We start from the raw sequence: 22,279 nt of genomic DNA on the forward strand, positions 1-22,279 counted from the left end.
GGGACCACCTGCCGGGGCCGGGCGCCGCTGTCGTACACCGGTCCGGGGGAGAGGGGTCCGGCAGCCGCGGGGCCGCGTGCCCGCGGTCAGACGCGGCCCGCGCCGCCGAGCACGGCCGGCCCGCAGTCCTCGGGGAGGTCGGCGACGACCAGCGCGAACGCCTCCTCCAGGCTCTCCGTCCTGCCGAGGGTCCCCACCCCCTTGGGCCCGCGCACCCGGAACAGCCCGTCGGCGCCGCGCGGGTACACCTGCCCGCCGACGTGGGCGGCGGGCATTCCGGTGCAGCCGCTGAAGTACAGCACTCCGTGACCGACCAGGGGGAAGAGCAAGCGCAGCCGCGGCTGCGCGTGCGCCGCGCGGACGGCCTCCACGTCGACCAGGTCGTGGGTGCCCCCGAGGAGGAAGTGCCATTCCTCGGCCACGACGTCCGCGGCACTCCGCGCGTCAGCGTCGTCGGTCATCTGTCCGCTCTCGTCCCATGCGCTGGAGAAGATTCGAAAGGTCGGGCTTGATCTCCGGGATGTCCGGCTCGGGACCGTCGATCCTTTCATTGTTCGCGTACCAGTGGATCTCCTCCCAGGGGCGGCGTGGTGGGCGACATGAATCACACACCGCCGACTGTCGTGCCCTTCTGCGGAGGGATGCTCGGCTGCGCAGGGGGTGAAGTGAGGGAATTCCTCGCTTCACCCCCTGCGGCGAGCTGCGAGCAACTGCGGCGTAGTCGCTCGCGGCGATCCGGTGGGGTGATGTGGCATTGATCACGGCTGTGGCGCTTCCGGTCGAGGCGGCGGTGCCCCGATTCTGATCGGGCCTGAAGCCGAACCGGAGTCGAGGTCGTGGCAGGCCGTTGTCGGCAACACCAGCGAACGGAGAATTCTCGTGATTGTCGGAGTCCTCAAGGAAGCGCGGGCGGGTGAGAACCGTGTCTCGGCCACGCCGGCCACGATCGAGCCGATCCGCAAACTGGGGTACGACGTGGTCGTCGACTCGGGCGCGGGTGTCGCGGCGGGCTTCACCGACAGCGCCTACGAGGCCGCCGGCGCGCGCATCGGCGAGGCGGCGACCGCGGACGTGGTGCTGGGCGTCAACGCGCCCAGCCCGGCACAGCTCGACGACGTGCGGTCGGAGGCGACGGTGATCGCCCTGTTCGCGCCGGCGTTCGACCCCGCGATGGTCGAGGAGCTGGGCCGCCGGCCGTTCACCGCGCTGTCGATGGACGCCGTCCCGCGCATCAGCCGGGCGCAGTCGATGGACGTGCTGTCGTCGATGGCGAACATCGCCGGCTACCGGGCCGTGGTGGAAGCGGCGCACGCGTTCGGGCGCTTCTTCACCGGCCAGGTGACCGCGGCGGGCAAGGTGCCGCCGGCGAAGGTGCTCGTCGCCGGCGCGGGCGTCGCGGGCCTCGCGGCGATCGGCGCGGCCGGGTCGCTCGGCGCGATCGTGCGGGCGACCGACCCCCGGCCCGAAGTGGCCGACCAGGTCAGGTCGTTGGGCGGTGAGTACCTGTCGATCGCGTCCCCCGAGGTCGAGGTCTCGAAGACCGGTTACGCCAAGGAGATGGGCGACGACTACAAGGCGCGCGAGGCCGAGCTGTACGGCGCGCAGTGCCGTGAGGTCGACATCGTCATCACCACCGCGCTGATCCCCGGGCGCCCCGCGCCCACGCTGATCACCGCGGAGATGGTGGCCGGCATGAAGCCGGGCTCGGTGATCGTGGACATGGCCGCCGCCAACGGCGGCAACGTCGTGGGCACGGTGGCGGGCGAGAAGGTCGTCACCGAGAACGGCGTGACGATCATCGGCTACACCGACCTCGCGGGCCGGCTGCCCGCCCAGGCCTCGCAGCTGTACGGCACGAACCTGGTGAACCTGCTGAAGCTGATGACGCCCGAGAAGGACGGGTCGCTCCTCCTCGACTGGGACGACCCGGTGCAGCGCTCGATCACCGTCGTGCGCGCGGGCGAGTCGGCCTGGCCGCCCCCGCCGGTGCAGGTCTCGGCGGCCCCGGCCGCCGCCCCCGCCGCCGCGACGGAGCCGGCGAAGCCGAAGAAGGCGCCGATGACGCCGGCGCGGCGGTTCGGCGGGGTGGCGATCGGCGCGCTCGCGCTGTTCCTCGCCGCCGCGTTCGCGCCCGCGGCGCTGCTGCCCCACCTGACGGTCTTCGTGCTCGCGATCGTGATCGGCTACTACGTCATCGGTCATGTGCACCACGCGCTGCACACGCCGCTGATGTCGGTGACGAACGCGATCTCCGGGATCATCGTCGTCGGCGCGCTGCTGCAGATCGGGCATTCGAGCACCGCGGTCACGGTGCTGTCGTTCGTGGCGATCCTTCTGGCCAGTATCAACGTCTTCGGCGGCTTCGCGGTGACGCGTCGCATGCTCGCCATGTTCAACAGGAGCTGACATGTCTGCGACCCTCGCCGCGCAAGCGGCCTACCTCGTTGCCGCGTTGCTGTTCATTCTGGCGCTGGCAGGACTCTCCAAGCACGAGTCGGCACGGCTCGGCAACGGCTTCGGCATGCTCGGCATGGGCGTCGCGCTGGTCGCGTCGGTCGTGCTCGCGATCGACGGCGACGTCAGCACCGCGGGCCTCGGCCTGATGGGCCTGGCCATGGTGGTCGGCGCGCTGATCGGCGTACAGCGTGCCCGCGGTGTCGAGATGACGGGCATGCCCGAACTGATCGCGCTGCTGCACTCCTTCGTCGGTCTCGCGGCCGTCCTGGTCAGCTGGAACGGCTACCTCAACGTCGAGCACGAACCCCACGGCCCCGAGGCCGCCGCCCTGGACGCGCTCGGCACCCTGGGCATCCACCACGCCGAGGTGTTCATCGGCGTCTTCATCGGCGCGGTGACCTTCACCGGCTCCATCGTGGCCAACCTGAAGCTGTCGGCGCGGATCGACTCCAAGCCGCTGGTCCTGCCCGGCAAGAACGCCCTGAACCTCGGCGCGCTGGGACTCTTCGTCGCCCTCACGGTCTGGTTCGTCGTCGCGCCGGAGCTGTGGCTGCTGATCGCGGTGACCGTCGTCGCGCTGGCGCTCGGCTGGCACCTGGTGGCCTCGATCGGCGGCGGCGACATGCCGGTCGTCGTCTCCATGCTCAACAGCTACTCCGGCTGGGCCGCCGCGGCCTCCGGCTTCCTCCTCGGCAACGACCTGCTCATCATCACCGGCGCGCTGGTCGGCTCCTCCGGTGCCTACCTCTCCTACATCATGTGCAAGGCGATGAACCGCTCCTTCGTCTCCGTGATCGCGGGCGGCTTCGGCATCGAGGCGCCCTCGGGCTCGGACGTCGACTACGGCGAGCACACGGAGATCACCGCCCAGGGCGCCGCCGAACTCCTCGGCTCCGCCCGGTCCGTGGTCATCACGCCCGGCTACGGCATGGCCGTCGCCCAGGCCCAGTACCCGGTCGCGGAACTCACCTCGAAGCTCCGCGCGAAGGGCGTCGACGTCCGCTTCGGCATCCACCCCGTCGCCGGCCGCCTCCCCGGCCACATGAACGTGCTCCTCGCCGAGGCCAAGGTGCCCTACGACATCGTCCTCGAAATGGACGAGATCAACGACGACTTCGCCAAGACCGACGTCGTCCTCGTCATCGGCGCCAACGACACCGTCAACCCGGCCGGCGCGGACGACCCCAGCAGCCCCATCGCCGGCATGCCCGTGCTCACCGTCTGGGAAGCCGGCAAGGTCATCGTCTTCAAGCGCTCCATGGCCTCCGGCTACGCGGGCGTCCAGAACCCGCTCTTCTTCCGCGAGAACACCTCCATGCTCTTCGGCGACGCCAAGGACCGCGTCGAGGACATCGTCGGCGCCCTCTGACCCGGAGGCCGGACCGCCGGCAACCCGACGACGCCCGGGGCGCGCGACCAGCGCCCCGGGCGTCACCCTGCCGGGCCGCCCCGCCCGGTGGCCGCCCCGCCCGGTGGCCGTCGCATCCGGTGGCCGTCGCGTCCGTGAGGCGCGTACGGCCCGAACGGGCATTCCGAGCACCCGTGCCCTTACCGTCGTACGGGGCTGCCCGTACGGGGAGCCCATTCGGGGAGTCGTGCACAGGGGGGGGGCAGCTTCATGCCGAGGCGTCGCGTGGTCGTGGTCGGAGCGGGGATCGGCGGGCTCACGGCCGCGGTGGCCCTGCACCGCCGCGGATGGAGCGTCACCGTGTGCGAACGCGCCCCCGAACCCCCCGTCACCGGCGCCGGCATCGGCCTCGCGCCCAACGCACTGCGCGCCCTCCACGCCATCGGCGTCGACGTCACCCGCGTCACCGGCAGCGCCGTACCCGCCGCCATGGGCGTGCGCCGCACCGACGGCCGGTGGCTCACCCGGACCGGCACCGCCGAGCTGGCGGCGCGCTACGGAATGCCCCCGATCGCCGTCCCGCGCCCGGCCCTCACCGTCGCCCTGACCGGCGCCCTGCCGACGGAGGCCCTCCGCTACGGCACCACGGTGACCGCCGTCGACGACGCGGAGAGCCGACCGGTCGTCCGTACGGAAGAGGGCCCGGACCTGCCCGCCGACGTGGTCGTCGCCGCCGACGGGATCCACAGCCCGCTGCGTCGCGCGTACTTCCCCGCCCACCCCGGCCTGCGCTACCTCGGCGAGACCGCCTGGCGGGCCCTCGTGGAGGCCCCGGACCTGGGGATCCAGGCGATGAGCGAGACCTGGGGGAGGGGCGGGCGGTTCGGCGTGACCCCGCTCACCGACGGCCGGTTCTACCTCTACGCCACCGCCGCCGTGCCGGCCGGCCACCGGTTCGCCGACCCGCGCGCCGAACTCCGCCGCCGCTTCGGCTCGTGGCACGACCCGATCCCGGCCCTCCTCGACCGCGTCGACCGCCTCGCCCCCACCGACGTCCTCCACCACGACCTCCACGAACTCGCCGCCCCGCTCCCGCGACTGCACCACGGCCGCATCGCCTGGCTCGGCGACGCCGCCCACGCCATGGCCCCGAACCTCGGCCAGGGCGGCTGCCAGGCCGTCGAGGACGCGGTCGTCCTCGCCCACCTCCTGCCGGCAGGGGACGGCCGCAGCGACGGCGACTGCGGTCGTGACGGCCATGGCGGCGACGGCGGTGGCGGCAGCGCAGGCGATGACGGTGGTGGCGGGGGTGACAGGAGAGTCGGCAGTGGCGGGGGAGTCGACGGCGCCGGCCGCCCGGACGCCGTCCCGGCCGCCCTCGCCGCCTACACCGCCGCCCGTCGCGACCGTACCGACGCCGTCCGCGTCCGGGCCCGCCGCGTCGGCCGCCTGGGCGCCCTCCGCCACCCGCTCGCCGTGGCGGCCCGCGACCTCGCGGTCCGCGCCACGCCCACCCGCCTCGCCCTGCGGGGCATGGACGACCTGTTCGACGGCTTCCGCCTGCCGGGCTGAGCGCGGGCGCGCGCACCCGCACGCGCAGGCGAACCTCGTCCTCGACGTGACGGCCGCGACCGTGCTGTTCGGCGTGACCCACCACGGCGTGACCCACCACGGCGTGACCGCGGAACCCGTCGCCCGCCGGTTCGCGTGGCACCCGCAACCGCGAAGAGCCGGCCGAGGCGGACGCGCAGCCCGCCCGGCGCCTCCCGCCGCCGAGGCGTCCGTGCCGGTCGATGCCCGATCGCCACCGAACACCACCGATCGCCACCGGCCGACCCGTGCACGGCTCTTGACGGCGCGCCACAGCCTCCGGGAGGCTCGTGGGAGCGCTCCCATCCGTCTCGTGTCCCTCACAGTGGACCGGGAGCCCGCCCGATCGTGCCGTCGACGGAGGTCATCCTTCCCATGCGCCGCAGAACCGCAGCCCGCGCGCTCGCGCTGCCCCTGGCTCTCGCCGCCGCCCTGCTGACGGGGCCTCAATCCGCGGGTGCGGACGCGGCGGTGGGCTCCGCCCGGTCGCACGGGGGCCGCCTCTACGCGCCGGAGGCCAACCCGGAGGCGTACGAGCAGGTCGCCGGACTCGTGCGGGGCGGGAGGTACGCGGAGGCGGTGGGCGTCCTGGCCATGGTGCGTACGCCGCAGGCCGTCTGGTACGGAGACCAGGCGCCGGCCGAGGTCGAGCGTCAGGTCCGGGTGGTCGTCCGGGACGCGGCCCGCAAGGGCGCCGTTCCGGTGCTCGCCCTGTACAACGTGCCCGGCCGCGACTGCTCGAACTACTCGGGCGGGGGCGCCTCGACGACGGCCGAGTACCAGGCGTGGGTGGACGCCGTGGCGCGGGGCATAGGAGGGCACGACGCCATGGTCGTCCTCGAACCCGACTCGCTGGCGCTGCTGCCCGCCGACTGCGGCCAGGACGACGCCCAGGGCACCAGGACCGAAGCCCGTTTCACCGAGGTGCGTTACGCCGTCGACACGCTGGGCGGGCTCGCCCGGGCCAAGGTGTACCTCGACACCGGTCACCCGGGCTGGCACACGGTGGGATCCATCGTGCCGCGCCTGATCCGGGCCGGTGTCGGCGACGCCACCGGATTCTTCACCAACGCGTCCAACTACCGTACGGAGGAGGACGGCCACTGGTACGGGACGCTGATCTCCGCCTGCGTCGGCTACGTGGAGGACGGCGGTGCGGCGGCCGACTGCCCCGACCAGTACCGGCCGCGGGCCGACGCCGAGGCGTGGATCGCGGAGCACGTGACGACGCCCCTCTCCCGACGGAAGCACTTCGTCACCGACACCAGCCGCAACGGCCTGGGGCCCTGGACCGCGCCGCCCGGCAAGTACACCGACGCGCAGGACTGGTGCAACCCGCCCGGTCGCGGTCTCGGCGACCGGCCGACCACCGCCACGGGCGACCCGCTGTACGACGCCAAGCTCTGGATCAAGATCCCCGGCGAGTCGGACGGCCTGTGCCTGCGCGGCACCGCCGGCCCCGAGGACCCCGAACGCGGTGCGGTCGACCCCGCCGCCGGCCACTGGTTCCCCGAGCAGGCGCTGGAGCTCGTACGCCTCGCGCAGCCGCCGCTTCCGGCCGGGGGTCCCTTCGGCCCGCGTCGGTGAACTCTTCCCGGCGGCCCTCGCGGGTCCGCCGGGGACGAGTCGGGGCCGTTCCGGATCGCTCCGGAACGGCCCCGTCGTGTCAGGTCACGGCGCCTCCCGCACCGTTCCCGTGAACTCCGGGCCGGGGACGGGCTCCCACGAGCCGTCGTAGGTGGTCAGTCCGGCGCGCAGCGACTCGGCCGGCTCGGCGAGGGCGTCGCGGACGGTCGGCACGGTGATCTCGGTGCTCGTCTGCCCGGCGGGGACGGAGACGCCGAGGGCGAAGCCGGAGGACGCCGCGGCCTCCGAGAAGGTGACGGCGGGGTCGGGGACGTGGCCGAGCTGGCTCTCGAGCCAGGCGGGGTCGACGTCGGCGGTGTTCAGTTCGGTGCCGGTGGTGACGGGCAGGAACGAGATGTTGCCGAAGACGTCGATGTCGGCGGCCGCGGAGAGGGAGACGCGCCAGCTCAGGGGCGCGCCCTCGGTGACGTCGTCGGCGACGGGCGTCAGGGTCACCTTCGGCGCGGCGTCGTCGTTCAGCACGGTGACACCGCCCCGGTGGGAGCCGACCACGGTGCCGCGCACGGCCCTCACGAAGGCCGTGCGCCACAGGTCCTGGCCGTAGCGGGTGTTGCCACGCACCTCGATCGGGATGTCGAGGTCATGGTGCCCCGGGCGGACCGTCACCGTACGGGAGGCGACCGCGCCCGTGTCCGGGTCGGGGAGGAACAGGCGGACCTGGCCGCTGCCCCGACCCGAGACCTGGACCGGGACGCGGTAGGTGCGGACCCCGGAGTCGCCCTCCTTCACCGTCAGTCGGCCGATGTCGACACGGGTGAGGGCGGCCGGGCGGGCCGCCGGCGTGCCGGGGCGCCAGCCCCAGGCGTCCATCAGCCAGGCGCGGCCGGCGCCGCCGCCGGGGGTCAGTTCGAGGCTCGTGATCCGCTTCAGGTCCAGGCCGGAGCGGGCCGCGGGGGCCAGCGGCACCCGGACCTCGCGGGCCCAGTAGGACGCGGTCCGCTCGGTGCCGGGCAGCCCGTCGACACGGGTACGGCCCAGGGTCGCGCGGCGGCCCGAGGCGTCGGTGACGGCGATGTCCAGCGTGGTCCCCGTGCTGTTGGGCGGGACGATGAGCCGCAGGGCCAGGGCGTCGGACCCGGCCAGGGAGACCGGGCGGGCCGACCGGACCGTGGCGCGGGAGCCGGGGTTCGTCCACTGGAGCGCGACGGCATTGCGCCCGGGCTCGGTGGAGGCGTCCCAGGACGCGAAGTGGGGCGACCTGCCGGGCTCCTCGGGGGAGAGGCAGGAACGGGCGGCGTCGGTGTCGACCTGCGCGCAGATCCGTCCGGCGCCGGAGGCGGTCACCCCGGAGTCCGGCAGGAAGCCGGGCGTGCGGTTCCCGCCGACGGCGTGGGCGAGGACCCGGACCGGGCCGGCCGAGGGCGCGCGGCGGCCGGAGCCGTCGAGCAGCGGACGGACCGCGTCGTCACCGCCGACGAACAGCCGGGCCGCGGCGGCGATGTAGGTCGCGCCGGCGGCCTGCTGCCGGGTCGCGGTGAGGCGGGTCGCCGTGCCGGGGGAGCACACCGGGTCGGTGCCGTCGTCGGACGAGAAGTCGTCGAAGGCGTAGGCCTTGGCCTGTCCCGGCGTCCACTCGCTGTTGAAGTAGTTGTGGTTGGCGCCGACCATGTAGACCGCGCTGTGCAGGGCGCTGCCCCGGCTGACACCGCGCGTGCCGTCGACGAAGTTCTGGCCCTGGAGGTCGAAGACGTCGCCGTCGCAGCCCGGCAGGATCGTCATGGACGGCACGTCGGGGGCCGGGTTGCGGCCGAAGATCGTGGGTCCGATCGGGACGGTGCCGCGGATCGTCCACCGGACGGGGCCGTGGTAGCCGTCCTGGTCCGCGGGCGGCGGGTTGAGGCTGTCGACCGCGGCCCGGTTGACGCCCTCGCCGCCCCGGGAGTGGCCGACGAGCAGCACGCGCGAGAGGTCCGCGGGCGAGGTGGCGCGCACGGCCGCCGGGGCGCCGGCGCGGTGCGCGGACCAGTCCGCCCAGCGGGCCAGGTGCAGGCGCACCAGGGACGAGCGGGCCTGTGCGCCGGCGTCATCGACGCTGGAGTCCTGCCCGTTGATGCCGTTGGCGGATATGGAGAAGGTGACGTACCCCTGCGAGGCGAGGAGTCGCTGCGCGCGCAGGTACCCGTCGTGGCTCGGCAGCGGCCGTGAGCCCGCGGCGCAGGGCCACGAGCCGTCCAACTCGTCGGTTCCGGGGACGTAGCAGGTCGCGTGGCGGCCGTGCAGGAAGAGGGCCACGGGCCGCTTCCCCGGCGCGTCGGCGGGTCCCACCACGGTGGCGCGCATCTCGATCGGCTCCGGGTATCCCGGCAGGCGTACGGAGGCGAGGTCGTACGAGCCCTTGACCGTCCGGTAGCGCCCGGGCGTCCCGGGGTCGACCGCGTTGGCCGGCAGCGGTACCTCCGGCAGGGCGGTCGGGGCGGAGGGGTCGGCCGGGGTGGCGGGGCGGAGTCGCGCCGCGCCGCTCGGCGCGCGCCCGTCCAGGGGCCGCCCGCCCGCCGTCACCCGCAGCCGTGTGCCCTCGTCGAGGCGGGTGGCCCCGAGGGGCAGTCGGAACGTACGGCCGTCCGGCTGCGCGGTCGGGTGGCCGAGCAGCCGGTCGCCCGCGTGGAACTCGACCCGGGCGTCGCCCATGGGCACCGGCTCGGGCGACGTCCAGACCAGTTGCCTGCCCGCACCGGCCCCGGTGATCTTCCAGCCGTCGGGGAGTCCCAGGTCCCCGAGGCGGCTCCCGGTCGTCGTCGACGGTTCCCCGGGCGCCGGCTGCGCGAAGGCCGGTCCGGGCGACACCGCCGCCAGTGCGAGTAACGCCGCGGCGGTGGCCGCGGCGCGTGTGACACGTATCAAGGCGGTCTTCCTCACGATCGGTCCTGTCCGGGCACCGGGAGCGGCTTCCACCTGCCTGCGGGCCCCGGTCTCCCCGGCGCCCCCCCGCTCCCCTCGTGCCCTTCTCGTCACCGGAGGACGGCAACAAGGACGCGGGGGTTGCTTTTTGACGTAGGAACAGATGATCGGAAAATGCGGCGCCTGTTCACGTGCCGTGCCGTGCCACGCCGTGCCGTGCCGTGCCACGCCGTGCCGTGCCACGCCGTGCCGTGCCGTGCCTACTCGCGGTGCGGGCTCACCGTGTGTGCTCGTCGAGCGGGCGGTACGGGCCTGACGGGTGATGTTCGCGCGGGTCGGCGGGGACCCGCCCTCCGTGCGGGAGCGCCCGGCCGATACTCCGGCCATGAGTCCAGCCCGTACCTCGCCCCGGACGCGCGTCGCCGCGCTCACCGCGCTCCTCTCCCTCGGCGTCCTCGTCGCCCCGGTGGAGGCCGCCGGCACGCCGCCGGCCGGAGCGGGCCACCAGCGGCCCTGCGCCGCCTCCTCCGCGCCCGATCGCGGCCCGGCCCGCGACGTCCTGCGGATCGCCGGGCGGGCCAAGGCGGAGATGGGCCTGAAGTCGGTCATCGTGCGGGTCACCGTCGACGGCCGCGAGGTCGTCACCGGCGCGCTCGGCGAGTCGATGACCGGGGTGCCGGCCACCCCCGCCATGCACTTCCGCAACGGCAACGTGGCGATCAGCTACATGGGCACCGCGCTCCTGCGCCTGGTCGACCAGGGCAAGGTGGGCCTCGACGACCCGGTCGCCCGCTGGCTGCCCGACCTGGCGGACGGCGAGCGGATCACCCTGCGCATGCTCGCCGCCTCCACCACCGGCCTCGTCGACTACGTCCGCCTCCCCGCGTTCCAGCAGGCCGTCGTCGCCGACCCCTACCGCCACTGGACGCCGAAGGAGCTCGTGGCCCTCTCCACCGCCGAGGACCGGTGGTACGAGCCGGGCACCAACTGGAGCTACTCGCACGCCAACTTCGTCCTCCTCGGCGCCGCCCTGGAGAAGATCACGGGGACCCGGCTCGACGTCCTCCTGAAGGAAGAGGTCCTGCGCCCGCTCGGGCTGCGCGAGACCCGCAACGGCTTCACCCCCGACATCCCCGAACCCGCCCTGCACGCCTTCACCGCCGACCGGGGCACGTACGAGGAGTCCACCTTCTGGAACCCCTCGTGGACCACCGCCCCCGGCGCCGTGCAGACCACCGACATCTGCGACCTGGCCCGCTCGGCCGGCGGCATCGGCTCGGGCCGGCTGCTCTCCCCGGAGGGCTACCGGGAACTGCTGAACCCGGGAACGGTCGGCCTCGGCCACCCCACCCGTACGTGTCCCGCGACCGTCTGCCTCGCACAGACCGAGGCCACCCACTACGGCATGGGACTGCTCGTCCTCGGTGACTGGGTCTCCCAGCACCCGCTGTTCTTCGGCTACTCCGCCTCCCAGGCGTACCTCCCGTCCGAGCGCCTGGCCATCGCGGTCTCGACGACGAACGGCCCCGCCGCCGCGAGCGGGCACAGCGCCCACACGATTGCCCAGCGCATCGCCGCCGCCCTCGCCCCCGACCACCCCATCCCCGACTTCGGCTGACCCGTCCGGGCCGGGCCGGTGTCCTCAGCGGACCCCGGCCCCGTCACGGGCCCCCTGGATGACGACCTTCCCGAAGGACGTGCCGGCGGCGTAGTACGCGTACGCCTCCGGTGCCTCCTCGAAGGGGAACACCCGGTCGACGACGGGCCGCAGGCCGTGCTTCGCGATCACCTCGTTCATGGCGGTGAACTGGGCGCGGCTGCCGACGGCGACCGCGCGGATCGTGGCGCCGGAGGCGAAGAGGGCGCGGGGGTCGAGCGGCGGGGCGGTCCGGCCGACGAAGCCGACGCACGCGACGGTGCCGGCGAGGGCGACGGCGCGGACGGAGTCGTGGAGGAGCCCGGCGACGTCGACGACGCGGTCGGCGCCCCTGCCGCCGGTGAGCCCGCGGACCTCGGCGGCCCAGTCGGGGACGGCCCGGTAGTCGATGACCTCGTCGGCGCCGAGCTCCCGCAGTCGTTCGACCTTGCCGGGGCCGCCGGTGGTGGCGATCACCCGGGCGCCGAGCGTCTTGGCGAAGAGGAGCGCGAACAGGGAGACGCCTCCGGAGCCCTGCACGACGACCGTGTCGCCGGGGCGGACGCCCGCCGCGTCGCCGGTGAGCGCGTTCCAGGCGGTGACCGCCACGCACGGCAGCGTCGCGGCCTCCTCGTACGAAAGGTGCGCGGGTACGGGGACGAGCGACTCCGCTTCGACCACGGCGAGTTCGGTGAGCATGCCGTCGAGGGAGCCGCCGCGCTGCGCGAGGTGCTCGGCGGCGAACGGGCCGTCCTGCCAGGACGGGAACAGCGTGGCCGTCACGCGGTCGCCGACGCCCACCCCCTCGACGCCGGGCCCGAGGGCGACCACCTCGCCCGCCCCGTCGGAGAGGGGGACCACGTCCGGCTTCACCGGCAGGACGTAACTGCCGTCGAGCACCATCAGTTCGCGGTAGCCGAGCGAGGTCGCGCGCACCGCCACCAGTACCTGCCCGGGTCCGGGGACGGGGGCGTCGTGCGTGCGGACGGAGAGGCCGGCCAGTCCGGCCCCGCTGTGCGACAGGTGGTAACTCCGCATCGGGGGAGGGCCTTTCGTGAGGTGGGAACGGGAAGGGTGGGCGGGGGAACGGGTGCGTCAGGCCGTGGCGGGCTCGGACGCGAGCGGGACCTCGCCGGCGGTCTTGCTGAAGCCGAGGGCCTCGGTGACGCGGCCGTCGGCGACGCGCATGACGTTGACGCCGCGGACCCACTGGTCCGGGCCGTCGCCGAAGCGGTAGGTCCACAGGGTGGTGGCGCGGTCGCCCGCGACGATCACCTCCTGGGGCGTGAACAGCGACGTGCGGTCCCCGGCGAGCGCGGCCCACCAGGCCGTACAGGCCTCGCGGCCCACGACGCGTTCCCCGACGGGGGCGGGCTGGACGCTCTCCATGACGCAGTCGTCGGCGATCAGGTCGGCGAGGAGGCCGGGCTCGTGGCCGGTGAAAGCGCGGTTGAACCGGTCGATGACCTCGGCGGTGCTGCGGACGGACATGACGCCTCCCTCGGAGCGGGCTCGGACGGGCCCGGAAGAGATAGACCGTTCGGTCTCCTGACTCCATAGATAGACCGGTTGATCTACTACGTCAAGGGGTGGCAGACTCGACCCATGACCACCACCGCCAAGCCGGGCCCCCGCGAACGGCTGCTGCGCGCCGCCCAGGAGCTCACGTACACCCAGGGCGTCGGCGTCGGCGTGGACGCGCTGCTCAAGTCAGCGAACGTCGCCCGCCGTTCGCTGTACGAGCACTTCGGCGGCAAGGACGGACTGATCGCCGAAACGCTCCGGCGCAGCACCGCCGAGGACGAGGAGCAGTACCGCACGACGATGGCCGCCGCCGGCGACGACCCCCGCGCCCGGCTCCTCGCCGTCGTCGACCGCCTCGGCGTCATCGCGTCCGCCCCCGACTTCCACGGCTGCCGCTACCTCGCCGCCGACCTCGCCCTGACCGACCCGGCCCACCCCGCCCACGACGTCACCCGCGCCTACCGGCGCACCGTCCACGGGCTCCTCGCCGACGAACTCGTCGCCCTCGGCCACGCACGCCCCGGCTTCGCCGCCGACCAGCTCCTCCTCCTCGTCGACGGCCTCCTCGCCGCGGGCGCCACCCGCCCCGACATCCGCCCCGCCCCCGCCGCCCGCGAACTGGCCGAGCACGTCATCGACTCCGGCCTCCCCCCGGCCCGCACGCCCGCGCCCTGACCCGCACGCCCGCGCCCCGGCCCGAAATCCGCATGCGCGGCTCCGTACGCCACTGGCAGCATGCCGGGATGGTCCACGCTCTCGAACGTCTGGTCGTCCGGCACACCCTCCGCCTCCCCGTCCCGACCGCGGTCACCCGGGACGGAGCCGGCGACGGAGCCGTCGCGGCCCGCCGGTTCGACGCCGCGCTGATGTCGGTGGGGTTCAAGCTGTCCGCCGAACTCCTCGAAGAGCTGTCCGGGCGGGCGCCGGAGACGGTCGTCGCCCTCGCAGCCCGGACGCTGGACACCGTCCGCGAGATCGTCGGCGACCACGTGCGGCACAACGTCTACTTCGTGGACTTCCCCGCCAACGTGCCCGACACCTTCGACTTCTGGAGGGAGTGCGTCGTCGACGCGCTCGGCGACGAGAAGTCCCGGGCCACCGTCCTGGAACAGCTCGGCACCGGCGTCCTCGACCTGCTGACCCTGCCCGCCTACGGCGACTACCGCCACACCTACGCCGACCTGCTCGCCGCGCACGACGAGCTGATCGCCGCCGCCGGCGACCGCGTCACGGTCCTGCACCTCGCCGGCGCCCCGGACGACGAGGTCACCGCCCTCTACCAGGCCCTGGCCGGAAGTGCGACGCCGCTCGGCGAGGACGACCTGAAGGACCTCGCCGTGCTCGCCGGGCACTGCGTCGACGGCCCCCAGCCCGAGACGATCCCGGTCCGCGAGAGCCGCGCCGTCGTCAACCGGGCCCGACTCGCCGCGGGCGCCGACCTCCTCCTCGACACCGTCACCGACGTCCTCCGGCTCGCCTGCGCGCTCTCCGGCGGCGACGTCACCCTGCGGGAGCCCACCCGGTTCCGCACCCTGCCCCGACCGGTCCGGCGCGCCCTCCTCGCGGGCCTCGACGCTGTCGTCGCCGCCGCCCCCGCCAAGCTCGCCGACGTCACCGCGCACCGCGAGCCGTGGAAGCGCCTCGGCGAGCGGCTGCACCCCCACGAGCACCCGCGGTGGCCGCACGCCGCCGAGGTCTTCGCCGTCGCCCGCGGCGAGCGGGAGGCGCGGTCCTTCGACAGCCTCGTCGAGGAGCGCCTCGGCCGGAACGACGTCACCGGAGCGGCGGAGCTGCTGACCGCCGCGCCGGGCCGGCTGTTCCGCGCCCTCGACCGGCTGCTGCGCACGGCGGACGGGCCCGAGCAGCGCGAGGCCGTCCTGGCCGCCGCCGAGCGGGTCGCGCCGCAGGTCGCCGGCCGTGTCGTGCTGTCCCTCCGCGAACACGTCCAGAACCGCGCGGACCAGGGCGGCAGGCAGCGGGTGTTCGTCAACGGGAACGGCGGCGCCTGGGTCACCGCCGACACCCGGCCCCCGCTGCCGGAGGCCGTACGCGACCGGCTGCTGACGCTCCTGGACGACGAGACGCGCCGCAGGCTGCCCGCCCCGGGGCACCTCGTCGTCGACCCGGCCGTCCTCGACGTCGCGCTCCCGCTCAGCGGCCGGGCGACCGCGGCGGGCCTCGGCGTCCTGCCGCGCGGCTCCGTCTCGCCCGTCGAAGGCGACCTGCTGCGCTTCTTCACGTACTGGAAGCAGACCCGCCGCACCACCGACTACGACCTGTCCGCGCTCATCCTGGACGCCGACTACGAGACCGTCACCTGGCTCTCGTACACCGCGCTCACCGCCCTGGAGGGCGAGCACTCCGGCGACATCACCAACGCGCCCGACGGCGCCTCCGAGTTCATCAACCTGCGGCTCGGAGCCGTACGCGGCACGTTCCTCGTCCCGCAGGTCGACATCTACTCCGGGGAGGGCTTCGAGGAGGTCGAGGAGTCGTTCTTCGGCTACATGCTGCGCGACGCCGAGCAGGCCGGCCGACCCTTCGAACCCCGTACCGTCCGCATGAAGTCGGACCTGCGCGGCCCCGGCCGGGTCGCGCTGCCGCTCGCCTTCCAGCGCGACGACGACGGCCGCTGGCACGCGCGCTGGCTGCACCTGTACCTCCGGGGCCAGCCGTCGGCGAACCGCGTCGAGGAGAACCGGGTGTCGGTCGCCGTCCTGCTCCGCGGCCTCCTCGCCCGCACCCCGCTGACGGTCCGCCACCTCACGGAGCTGCTGGCGGACGCCGCGACCACCACGACCCTGTGGGACGGCGGGACCGCGGCCCCCTGGGGCGACGGCCCCGTGACGTACATCGGCCTGGAGCGCCCCGCAGGCCTCCCCGCCGGCGCCCGCGTCCTCACCCCCGAAAACCTGCGCGACCTGATCCCGTCCTGAGTGCTACGGTCGTCCCGGGCGAGGCCATGAAGAGGCTTCCTTCTCACACTCCACGAATAGCCTCTTCGCCTTCCTCGCCCCTCCACGGCACCCCGGTCCACGCGGCCGGGGTTTTCCGTGGGACCCCCGTTCGGCCGGTGCGAGCGGGACGGGACCGTGTCCAGGCGCCCGCCGGCCCGTTGTGTGGGTGTGATCTCAACCCGACGCATCTCCTCCGTCCTGGCCGTCGCCGCCGCCTTCTCGTGCCTCGGCGGGGCCGCCACCACCGCCGTCGCCGCCACCGGCCCGCTCGGCCCGCCGATCAACCCGGTCACCGAGCTCGACTCCCTCACCACGACCGGCATCCCCGAGGAGTCCCGCGACCGCTTCCCCGGCATCGCCGAACAGCTGGGCGGACTCAACCGAGTGCACGACCTGAACCAGATCCACCAGCTCACCGACCTGGCCGCGCCCGCCACCGGGCTGCTCCCCGAGGTCTCCGCCTGACCGACCGTCCCTCCGGACGACGCCCCCGGACCGGCACCGTGCGCCACGGCACGCTGCCGGTCCGCCGTCTTGTCCGGGCTATCCGGTCGTACGGGGCCGTCCGGCGGTCTCGTGCACCGTGATCGCCCCCACGGGGCAGGCCCGGGCGGCCACCCGCACCAGCGCCCCGCCGCCCCCGTCCTCCCGGCCCGGCAGGACGGTGCCGAACCCGTCGTCGTCCTGGGTGAAGACGTCCGGGGAGGTCAGGGCGCACTGCCCGGCGCCGATGCAGACGCCGTGGTCGACCGTGACACGCATCGCGGTGCTCCTCTCACCAGGTGACGGGGAGTTCGAGCATCCCCTGGATCGTGTCCCCGGGCTTGAAGGGGATCTCCTCGGCCGGCACCGCCAGCCGCAGGCCCGGCAGTCGGCGCAGCAGGGTCCCGAGGGCGATCTCCAGCTCGGCGCGGGCGAGGTTCTGCCCGAGGCACTGGTGGACGCCGAAACCGAACGCGACGTGATGGCGGGCCGGGCGCTCCCAGTCGAGGGTGTCCGGATCCGGATAGGCGCCGGTGTCCCGGTTGATGACGGAGGTCGGGAACACCACGCCCTCGCCCGCCCGGATCACGGTCCCGGCGACCTCCACGTCCTCGCGCGCGACCCGGAGGAGTCCGTCCGCGATCGACAGGAACCTGAGGAGCTCCTCGACGGCGGCGGGAACGAGCCCGGGATCCGCCCGGAGTTCGGCGAGCCGCTCGGGGTGGCGCAGCAGCGTGTACGTGCCGAGGGAGATCATGTTGGCGGTGGTCTCGTGTCCGGCGACCAGCAGGATGGTGGCGAGTTCCACCAGTTCCTGCCGCGTGGGGCCGTCCGCCGCCGACCCGCGTGCCACGAGGTCGTCGAGGACGCCCTCGCCCGGATTCCGCCGCTTGCGGTCGATCAGGTCGCCGAGGTAGCCCTCCAGGCGGGCGAGCGCGGCCTCGGTGTCCGCGCCGGTCGGGCCGCGCAGCAGCCGCCGTGACTGCTCCTCGAAGAATTCGTGGTCCGCGTACGGCACGCCGAGCAGGTCGCAGATGACGATCGACGGCACCGGGAGCGCGAACGAGCCGACCAGCTCGGCCGGCGGCCCCTGGGCCTCCACCGCGTCCAGCAGCCGGTCCACGGTCTGCTGGATGCGGGGCCGCAGGCCCTCGGCGCGTTTGAGGGTGAAGCTCGGGATCAGCATCCTGCGCTGGGCGTTGTGCTCGGGGTCGTCCCAGCCGAGCAGGGCCGGGCGGCGGCGCCGGCGCAGGGCCGCGGCCCGCTCGGTCGGCAGCGGGAAGTCGTCCCGGGTGGAGTCGGTGGACAGCCGCGGGTCGGCGAGGAGCGCCCGGGCGGCGGTGTGTCCGGTGACGAACCACACCGCCCGCCCGTCCCAGAGGGTCGCCCGCGACAGCGGTGGCCCGTCGGGGACGCGGGGGTAGTCGGCGGGCGGGTGGTAGGGGCAGGTCCGGTCCTGAGGGAACGTCACGGCTTCGGGCATGGGGGCCTCACTGGCGCGCATCGATGGCTCTGACGTGGTTGCCGTCCTCCACTACATGCCTCAGGCACCTATCCGGTCTACGCGGAGTTCGGCCAATCCACCGGAACGGGGCCCGGGAGGCCGCCGTTTGCGCCGGGGGTGCGCCCGGCCAGGTGGCTCGAATGTCGCTGGTCGCCCGGATAAACCACGGACGAAGCAAGATCACTGCATCGAGGTAATGCCTTCGGGCTCTCGGGGCGAGCTGGGCTTACCGGCCGTTACTGTTCCCCGGGATCTGGACGAATTCCCAGAGATTGACCCCCTTTCATTCCTCTTCCACCGGTTGGCACGCATACGCCGACCCGTCCGCACCCGAAGGAGAGCCCGCCCCCATGACCGTTGAGACCGGCCCGGAAGTCCAGGTGGAGCCGCCCCGGCAGTCCAGCCTGAGCACCGCGGCCGCCCGCAACCTCGCCACCACCACCAAGTCCGCCCCGCAGATGCAGGAGATCAGCTCCCGCTGGCTGCTGCGGATGCTCCCGTGGGTGGAGACCAAGGGCGGCGCCTACCGGGTGAACCGCCGACTGAGCTACACCGTCGGCGACGGGCGCATCGAGTTCGTCCAGGACGGCAGCCGCGTCCGCGTGATCCCCCACGAACTCGGCGAACTCGCCCTGCTGCGCGGCTTCGAGGACGACGCGGTGCTCGCCGCCCTCGCCGACCGCTGCGTCCAGCGCGACTTCCGCGCCGGCGAGGTACTGGTCGAGCGCGGCACCCCCGCCGAGCAGATCCACATGATCGCCCACGGCCGGATCAGCCAGACGTCGGTCGGCAAGTACGGCGACGAGGTCGCCGTCTCCGTGCTCGCCGACGGCGACAGGTTCGGCGAGAACGCCCTCCTGGACGCCGACGCCAGGTGGGACTACACGGCCACCGCCGAGACGTCCGGCACCCTCCTCACCCTGTCCCGCGCCGACTTCGCCTCCGTCGTCGGCCAGGCACCCGGACTCGGCGCGCACATCCAGGAGTTCGGCACCCTGCCCCAGCAGCGGCAGAACAAGCACGGCGAGGCCGAGATCGCGATGTCGGCCGGTCACGTCGGCGAGGTCGCCCTGCCCGGCGCCTTCGTCGACTACGAGCTCAAGCCGCGCGAGTACGAACTCTCCGTCGCCCAGACCGTCCTCAAGGTCCACACCCGGGTCGCCGACCTCTACAACGGACCGATGAACCAGACGGAGGAGCAGCTCCGCCTGACCATCGAGGCGCTGCGCGAGCGCCAGGAGCACGAGCTCATCAACAACCCGGAGTTCGGCCTCCTCGCCAACGCCGACTTCAAGCAGCGGATCCAGCCGCACTCCGGCCCGCCCACCCCGGACGACCTCGACGAGCTGCTCTGCCGCCGCCGCAGCACCAAGCTCTTCCTGGCCCACCCCCGGACGATCGCGGCGATCGGCCGCGAGTGGAACGCCGCCGGCCTCTACCCGGACACCGTCGAACTCCACGGGCAGCGGGTCCCGGCCTGGCGCGGGGTCCCGATCCTCCCCTGCAACAAGATCCCCATCAGCAAGGAGAACACCAGCTCGATCCTCGCCATGCGCCTCGGCGAGGACAACCAGGGCGTCGTCGGACTCCGCCAGACCGGCCTGCCGGAGGAGTACGAGCCGGGCCTCTCGGTGCGCTTCATGGGGATCAGCGAGCAGGCGATCATGTCGTACCTCGTCACCACGTACTACTCCGCCGCGATCCTGGTGCCCAACGCGCTCGGCGTGCTGGAGAACGTGCAGATCGCCCGCCGGCGCGACTAGCCGCACCCGGCGGACCGCGGGCCGGGCGCGCGGCCACCGGCACGGCAGCCCGCCGCGATGCCCCAACGCCCCGGCGGCTCCGCCGTCGAGGCGCCCCGGCGCCCCGCGACGCGCCCCCTCGGCCCCGACGGGCCGGGGGAGCCCCCGCGCCGCCCCCGCGCCCCACCCTGATCCGCCGGGCACGCCCCAGGGCATGCCCGGGGGCCTCCCCCGAGCACGACCGCCTCCCGGAACCCTCCGGGCCGGGCCGTCGCGCCCGGAGTACGGGACGGCCCACCCACCTCTCCAAGGAGCCACGGATGCCCGACGCCGGGCTTTCCCCTCTGCAGTCAAGCCTGCCCTCCGCGGCGGCGCAGTTCGCCGCACGCGTCCTCGCCGACGCGGCGGCGCACGGCCTCGTCGGAGCGCAGGCCGCTCCCGCCGACGTCCCGACCGGCACCCCCGCGGTCGACCCCGCGGTCGACCCCGCGGTCGACCCCGCCGGAGGGCCCGGGGCCACCGCCGTGGCCGCCCCGCCCCGACCCGACCTGGGCCGGGTCCTGGGCGGTCCCCGCGGCCTGGGCACGGCGGGGCTGTCCCTGGTCCCGCGTGCGGAACCTCCGGCGGCGCCCCCGGGGCCGCCCGCGGACGCCCTGATCATCCCGGGCCTCTACTACCACCCGGTGCCGGAGCCCGACCCCGTACGGGTGGACGAGGTCAGCCTCCGCATCAAGTCCTGGGCGGTGGACGAGGTCCAGCTGTTCCCCGACGACTGGGAGGGCGAGTTCGACGGCTTCTCCGTCGGGCGCTACATGGTCGCCTGCCACCCGGACGCCCCGACCGTCGAGCACCTCATGATCGCCACCCGGCTGATGGTCGCCGAGAACGCGGTCGACGACTGCTACTGCGAGGACCACGGCGGCTCGCCCGTCGGTCTGGGCGGCCGGCTCCTGCTCGCGCACACCGCGCTCGACCCGCTCCACTCGACGGGTGAGTACCAGCCGCACTGGGCGGAGTCGCTCCACGCGGACGCGCCCCGGCGGGCCTACCGGTCCGCCATGGAGTACTTCGCCGCGCAGGCGACGCCCTCCCAGGCGGACCGCTTCCGGCACGACATGGCCCGGCTGCACATGGGCTACCTCGCCGAGGCGGCGTGGACGGAGACGAACCACGTGCCGGAGGTGTGGGAGTACCTGGTGATGCGCCAGTTCAACAACTTCCGCCCCTGTCCCACCATCACCGACACCGTCGGCGGCTACGAACTGCCCGCCGACCTGCACGCCCAGCCGGGCATGCAGCGGGTCCTGGCGCTGGCCGGCAACGCCAGCACGATCGTCAACGACCTGTACTCGTACACCAAGGAACTCGCCGGCCCCGGCCGGCACATGAACCTGCCCGTGGTGCTCGCCGAGCGCGAGTCCCTCTCGGAGAAGGACGCCTATCTGAAGGCGGTCGAGGTCCACAACGACCTCATGCGCGACTTCGAGGCGGCCTCCGCCGAGCTGGCCGCCGCCTGTCCCGTCCCGAGCGTGCTCCGCTTCCTGCGGGGCGTGGCCGTGTGGGTCGACGGCAACCACTACTGGCACCAGACCAACACCTACCGATACAGCCTGCCCGATTTCTGGTAAGAACGGATTCTTCTGTGACCAACACCGCGCTCCCCACCGTCAACGGCACCTCCGCGTTCGTTCCCCACCCGGCGACGCCGTACCAGGGAGACATCGCCCGTTACTGGAACGCCGAGGCCAGGCCCGTGAACCTGCGCCTCGGTGACGTCGACGGGCTGTACCACCACCACTACGGCATCGGTGCCGTGGACCACGCCGCCCTCGGGGACGTCGAGGACAGCGAGTACGAGAAGAAGCTGATCGCGGAGCTGCACCGGCTCGAGTCGGCCCAGGCCGAGGTCCTCCTCGACCAGCTCGGCCCGATCGGCAGCGAGGACACCCTCGTCGACGCCGGCTGCGGCCGCGGCGGTTCGAGCGTCATGGCCCACCAGCGCTTCGGCTGCAAGGTCGAGGGCGTCACCCTCTCCTCCACGCAGGCCGAGTTCGGCAACCGGCGCGCGAAGGAGCTGGGCATCGACGACCACGTCCGCGCCCAGGTCTGCAACATGCTCGACACCCCGTTCGAGAAGGGCAGCATCGCCGCCTCGTGGAACAACGAGTCGAGCATGTACGTCGACCTGGACGACCTGTTCGCCGAGCACTCCCGGTTCCTCAAGGTCGGCGGCCGCTACGTGACCATCACCGGCTGCTGGAACCCGAAGTACGGCCAGCCGTCGAAGTGGGTCTCCCAGATCAACGCGCACTTCGAGTGCAACATCCACTCGCGCCGTGAGTACCTGAAGGCGATGGCCGACAACCGCCTGGTGCCGCAGGCCGTCATCGACCTGACCCCCGACACCCTCCCCTACTGGGAGCTGCGCGCCACGTCGTCGCTGGTCACCGGCATCGAGGAGGCGTTCATCGAGTCGTACAAGGACGGCTCGTTCCAGTACGTCCTGATCGCGGCCGACCGCGTCTGACCGTCACCCGCGCGAAGGGCCGGGTC

17 protein-coding genes are annotated in these 22,279 nt (G+C 73.7%); 11 read left to right on the top strand and 6 right to left on the bottom strand.

All coding sequences use genetic code 11. From position 1 onward, the window contains the following. Window positions 1-86: 86 nt before the first annotated feature. Window positions 87-461, bottom strand: a complete 375-nt coding sequence (locus tag ACFCY7_RS32900) for a DUF6193 family natural product biosynthesis protein (RefSeq protein WP_376489729.1) — start codon at window positions 459-461, stop codon at window positions 87-89. 418 nt (window positions 462-879) lie between these two features. On the opposite strand from ACFCY7_RS32900, the gene ACFCY7_RS32905 reads away from it, so the two are divergent. From ACFCY7_RS32905 to ACFCY7_RS32920, 4 genes are all read left to right on the top strand, one after another. Then, window positions 880-2,406 carry a Re/Si-specific NAD(P)(+) transhydrogenase subunit alpha gene (locus tag ACFCY7_RS32905; RefSeq protein WP_376489730.1) on the top strand — a complete coding sequence of 509 codons (1,527 nt, stop codon included), beginning with the start codon at window positions 880-882 and terminating at the stop codon, window positions 2,404-2,406. Window position 2,407: 1 nt separating this feature from the next. Next, entirely contained in the window at window positions 2,408-3,826 is a 1,419-nt protein-coding gene (gene pntB, locus ACFCY7_RS32910; protein WP_376489731.1) for a Re/Si-specific NAD(P)(+) transhydrogenase subunit beta, read from the top strand. Window positions 3,827-4,075: 249 nt separating this feature from the next. Beyond that, a complete protein-coding gene (locus ACFCY7_RS32915; RefSeq protein WP_376489732.1) occupies window positions 4,076-5,377 on the top strand; it encodes an FAD-dependent oxidoreductase in 1,302 nt (433 codons plus the stop codon). 393 nt (window positions 5,378-5,770) lie between these two features. Next, window positions 5,771-6,982 carry a glycoside hydrolase family 6 protein gene (locus ACFCY7_RS32920; RefSeq protein WP_376489733.1) on the top strand — a complete coding sequence of 404 codons (1,212 nt, stop codon included), beginning with the start codon at window positions 5,771-5,773 and terminating at the stop codon, window positions 6,980-6,982. Window positions 6,983-7,066: 84 nt separating this feature from the next. Here the strand turns inward: ACFCY7_RS32920 and ACFCY7_RS32925 are convergent, their stop codons facing one another. Then, complete coding sequence (locus ACFCY7_RS32925) at window positions 7,067-9,883, bottom strand: alpha/beta hydrolase family protein (protein WP_376489734.1); 2,817 nt, start codon at window positions 9,881-9,883, stop codon at window positions 7,067-7,069. Between the two features lie 382 nt (window positions 9,884-10,265). Between ACFCY7_RS32925 and ACFCY7_RS32930 the strand changes: the two genes are divergently transcribed. Further along, window positions 10,266-11,498: a serine hydrolase domain-containing protein gene (locus ACFCY7_RS32930; RefSeq protein WP_376489735.1), complete on the top strand. Its 1,233-nt coding sequence runs from the start codon at window positions 10,266-10,268 to the stop codon at window positions 11,496-11,498. Between the two features lie 24 nt (window positions 11,499-11,522). Here ACFCY7_RS32930 and ACFCY7_RS32935 read toward each other — a convergent pair whose 3' ends face one another. After that, window positions 11,523-12,554: an NAD(P)-dependent alcohol dehydrogenase gene (locus tag ACFCY7_RS32935; RefSeq protein ID WP_376489736.1), complete on the bottom strand. Its 1,032-nt coding sequence runs from the start codon at window positions 12,552-12,554 to the stop codon at window positions 11,523-11,525. A gap of 57 nt (window positions 12,555-12,611) precedes the next feature. Then, window positions 12,612-13,007, bottom strand: coding sequence for a nuclear transport factor 2 family protein (locus tag ACFCY7_RS32940; RefSeq protein WP_376489737.1), 396 nt, complete (start codon window positions 13,005-13,007; stop codon window positions 12,612-12,614). 114 nt (window positions 13,008-13,121) lie between these two features. Between ACFCY7_RS32940 and ACFCY7_RS32945 the strand changes: the two genes are divergently transcribed. The 3 genes from ACFCY7_RS32945 to ACFCY7_RS32955 all read left to right on the top strand — a co-directional run bounded on the left by ACFCY7_RS32945 (window position 13,122) and on the right by ACFCY7_RS32955 (window position 16,462). Continuing rightward, on the top strand, window positions 13,122-13,715 hold the full coding sequence (locus tag ACFCY7_RS32945) for a TetR/AcrR family transcriptional regulator (protein ID WP_376489738.1): 594 nt from the start codon (window positions 13,122-13,124) through the stop codon (window positions 13,713-13,715). A 68-nt stretch (window positions 13,716-13,783) separates the two neighbouring features. After that, window positions 13,784-15,976 carry a hypothetical protein gene (locus ACFCY7_RS32950; protein ID WP_376489739.1) on the top strand — a complete coding sequence of 731 codons (2,193 nt, stop codon included), beginning with the start codon at window positions 13,784-13,786 and terminating at the stop codon, window positions 15,974-15,976. A gap of 189 nt (window positions 15,977-16,165) precedes the next feature. Next, window positions 16,166-16,462, top strand: coding sequence for a hypothetical protein (locus ACFCY7_RS32955; RefSeq protein WP_376489740.1), 297 nt, complete (start codon window positions 16,166-16,168; stop codon window positions 16,460-16,462). A gap of 78 nt (window positions 16,463-16,540) precedes the next feature. Here the strand turns inward: ACFCY7_RS32955 and ACFCY7_RS32960 are convergent, their stop codons facing one another. Further along, window positions 16,541-16,759, bottom strand: a complete 219-nt coding sequence (locus ACFCY7_RS32960; RefSeq protein ID WP_376489741.1) for a ferredoxin — start codon at window positions 16,757-16,759, stop codon at window positions 16,541-16,543. 13 nt (window positions 16,760-16,772) lie between these two features. Then, entirely contained in the window at window positions 16,773-17,963 is a 1,191-nt protein-coding gene (locus ACFCY7_RS32965) for a cytochrome P450 (RefSeq protein ID WP_376489742.1), read from the bottom strand. Window positions 17,964-18,334: 371 nt separating this feature from the next. Here ACFCY7_RS32965 and ACFCY7_RS32970 point away from each other — a divergent pair, with 371 nt between their 5' ends. From ACFCY7_RS32970 to ACFCY7_RS32980, 3 genes are all read left to right on the top strand, one after another. Further along, window positions 18,335-19,747, top strand: a complete 1,413-nt coding sequence (locus ACFCY7_RS32970) for a family 2B encapsulin nanocompartment shell protein (RefSeq protein WP_376489743.1) — start codon at window positions 18,335-18,337, stop codon at window positions 19,745-19,747. A gap of 299 nt (window positions 19,748-20,046) precedes the next feature. Continuing rightward, window positions 20,047-21,354 carry a family 2 encapsulin nanocompartment cargo protein terpene cyclase gene (locus ACFCY7_RS32975; protein ID WP_376489744.1) on the top strand — a complete coding sequence of 436 codons (1,308 nt, stop codon included), beginning with the start codon at window positions 20,047-20,049 and terminating at the stop codon, window positions 21,352-21,354. A gap of 14 nt (window positions 21,355-21,368) precedes the next feature. Continuing rightward, window positions 21,369-22,253 carry a geranyl diphosphate 2-C-methyltransferase gene (locus ACFCY7_RS32980; RefSeq protein WP_376489745.1) on the top strand — a complete coding sequence of 295 codons (885 nt, stop codon included), beginning with the start codon at window positions 21,369-21,371 and terminating at the stop codon, window positions 22,251-22,253. Window positions 22,254-22,279: the final 26 nt, after the last annotated feature.

The organism is Streptomyces sp. NPDC056361 (assembly GCF_042262805.1).
In the GTDB taxonomy this organism is placed as follows: domain Bacteria; phylum Actinomycetota; class Actinomycetes; order Streptomycetales; family Streptomycetaceae; genus Streptomyces.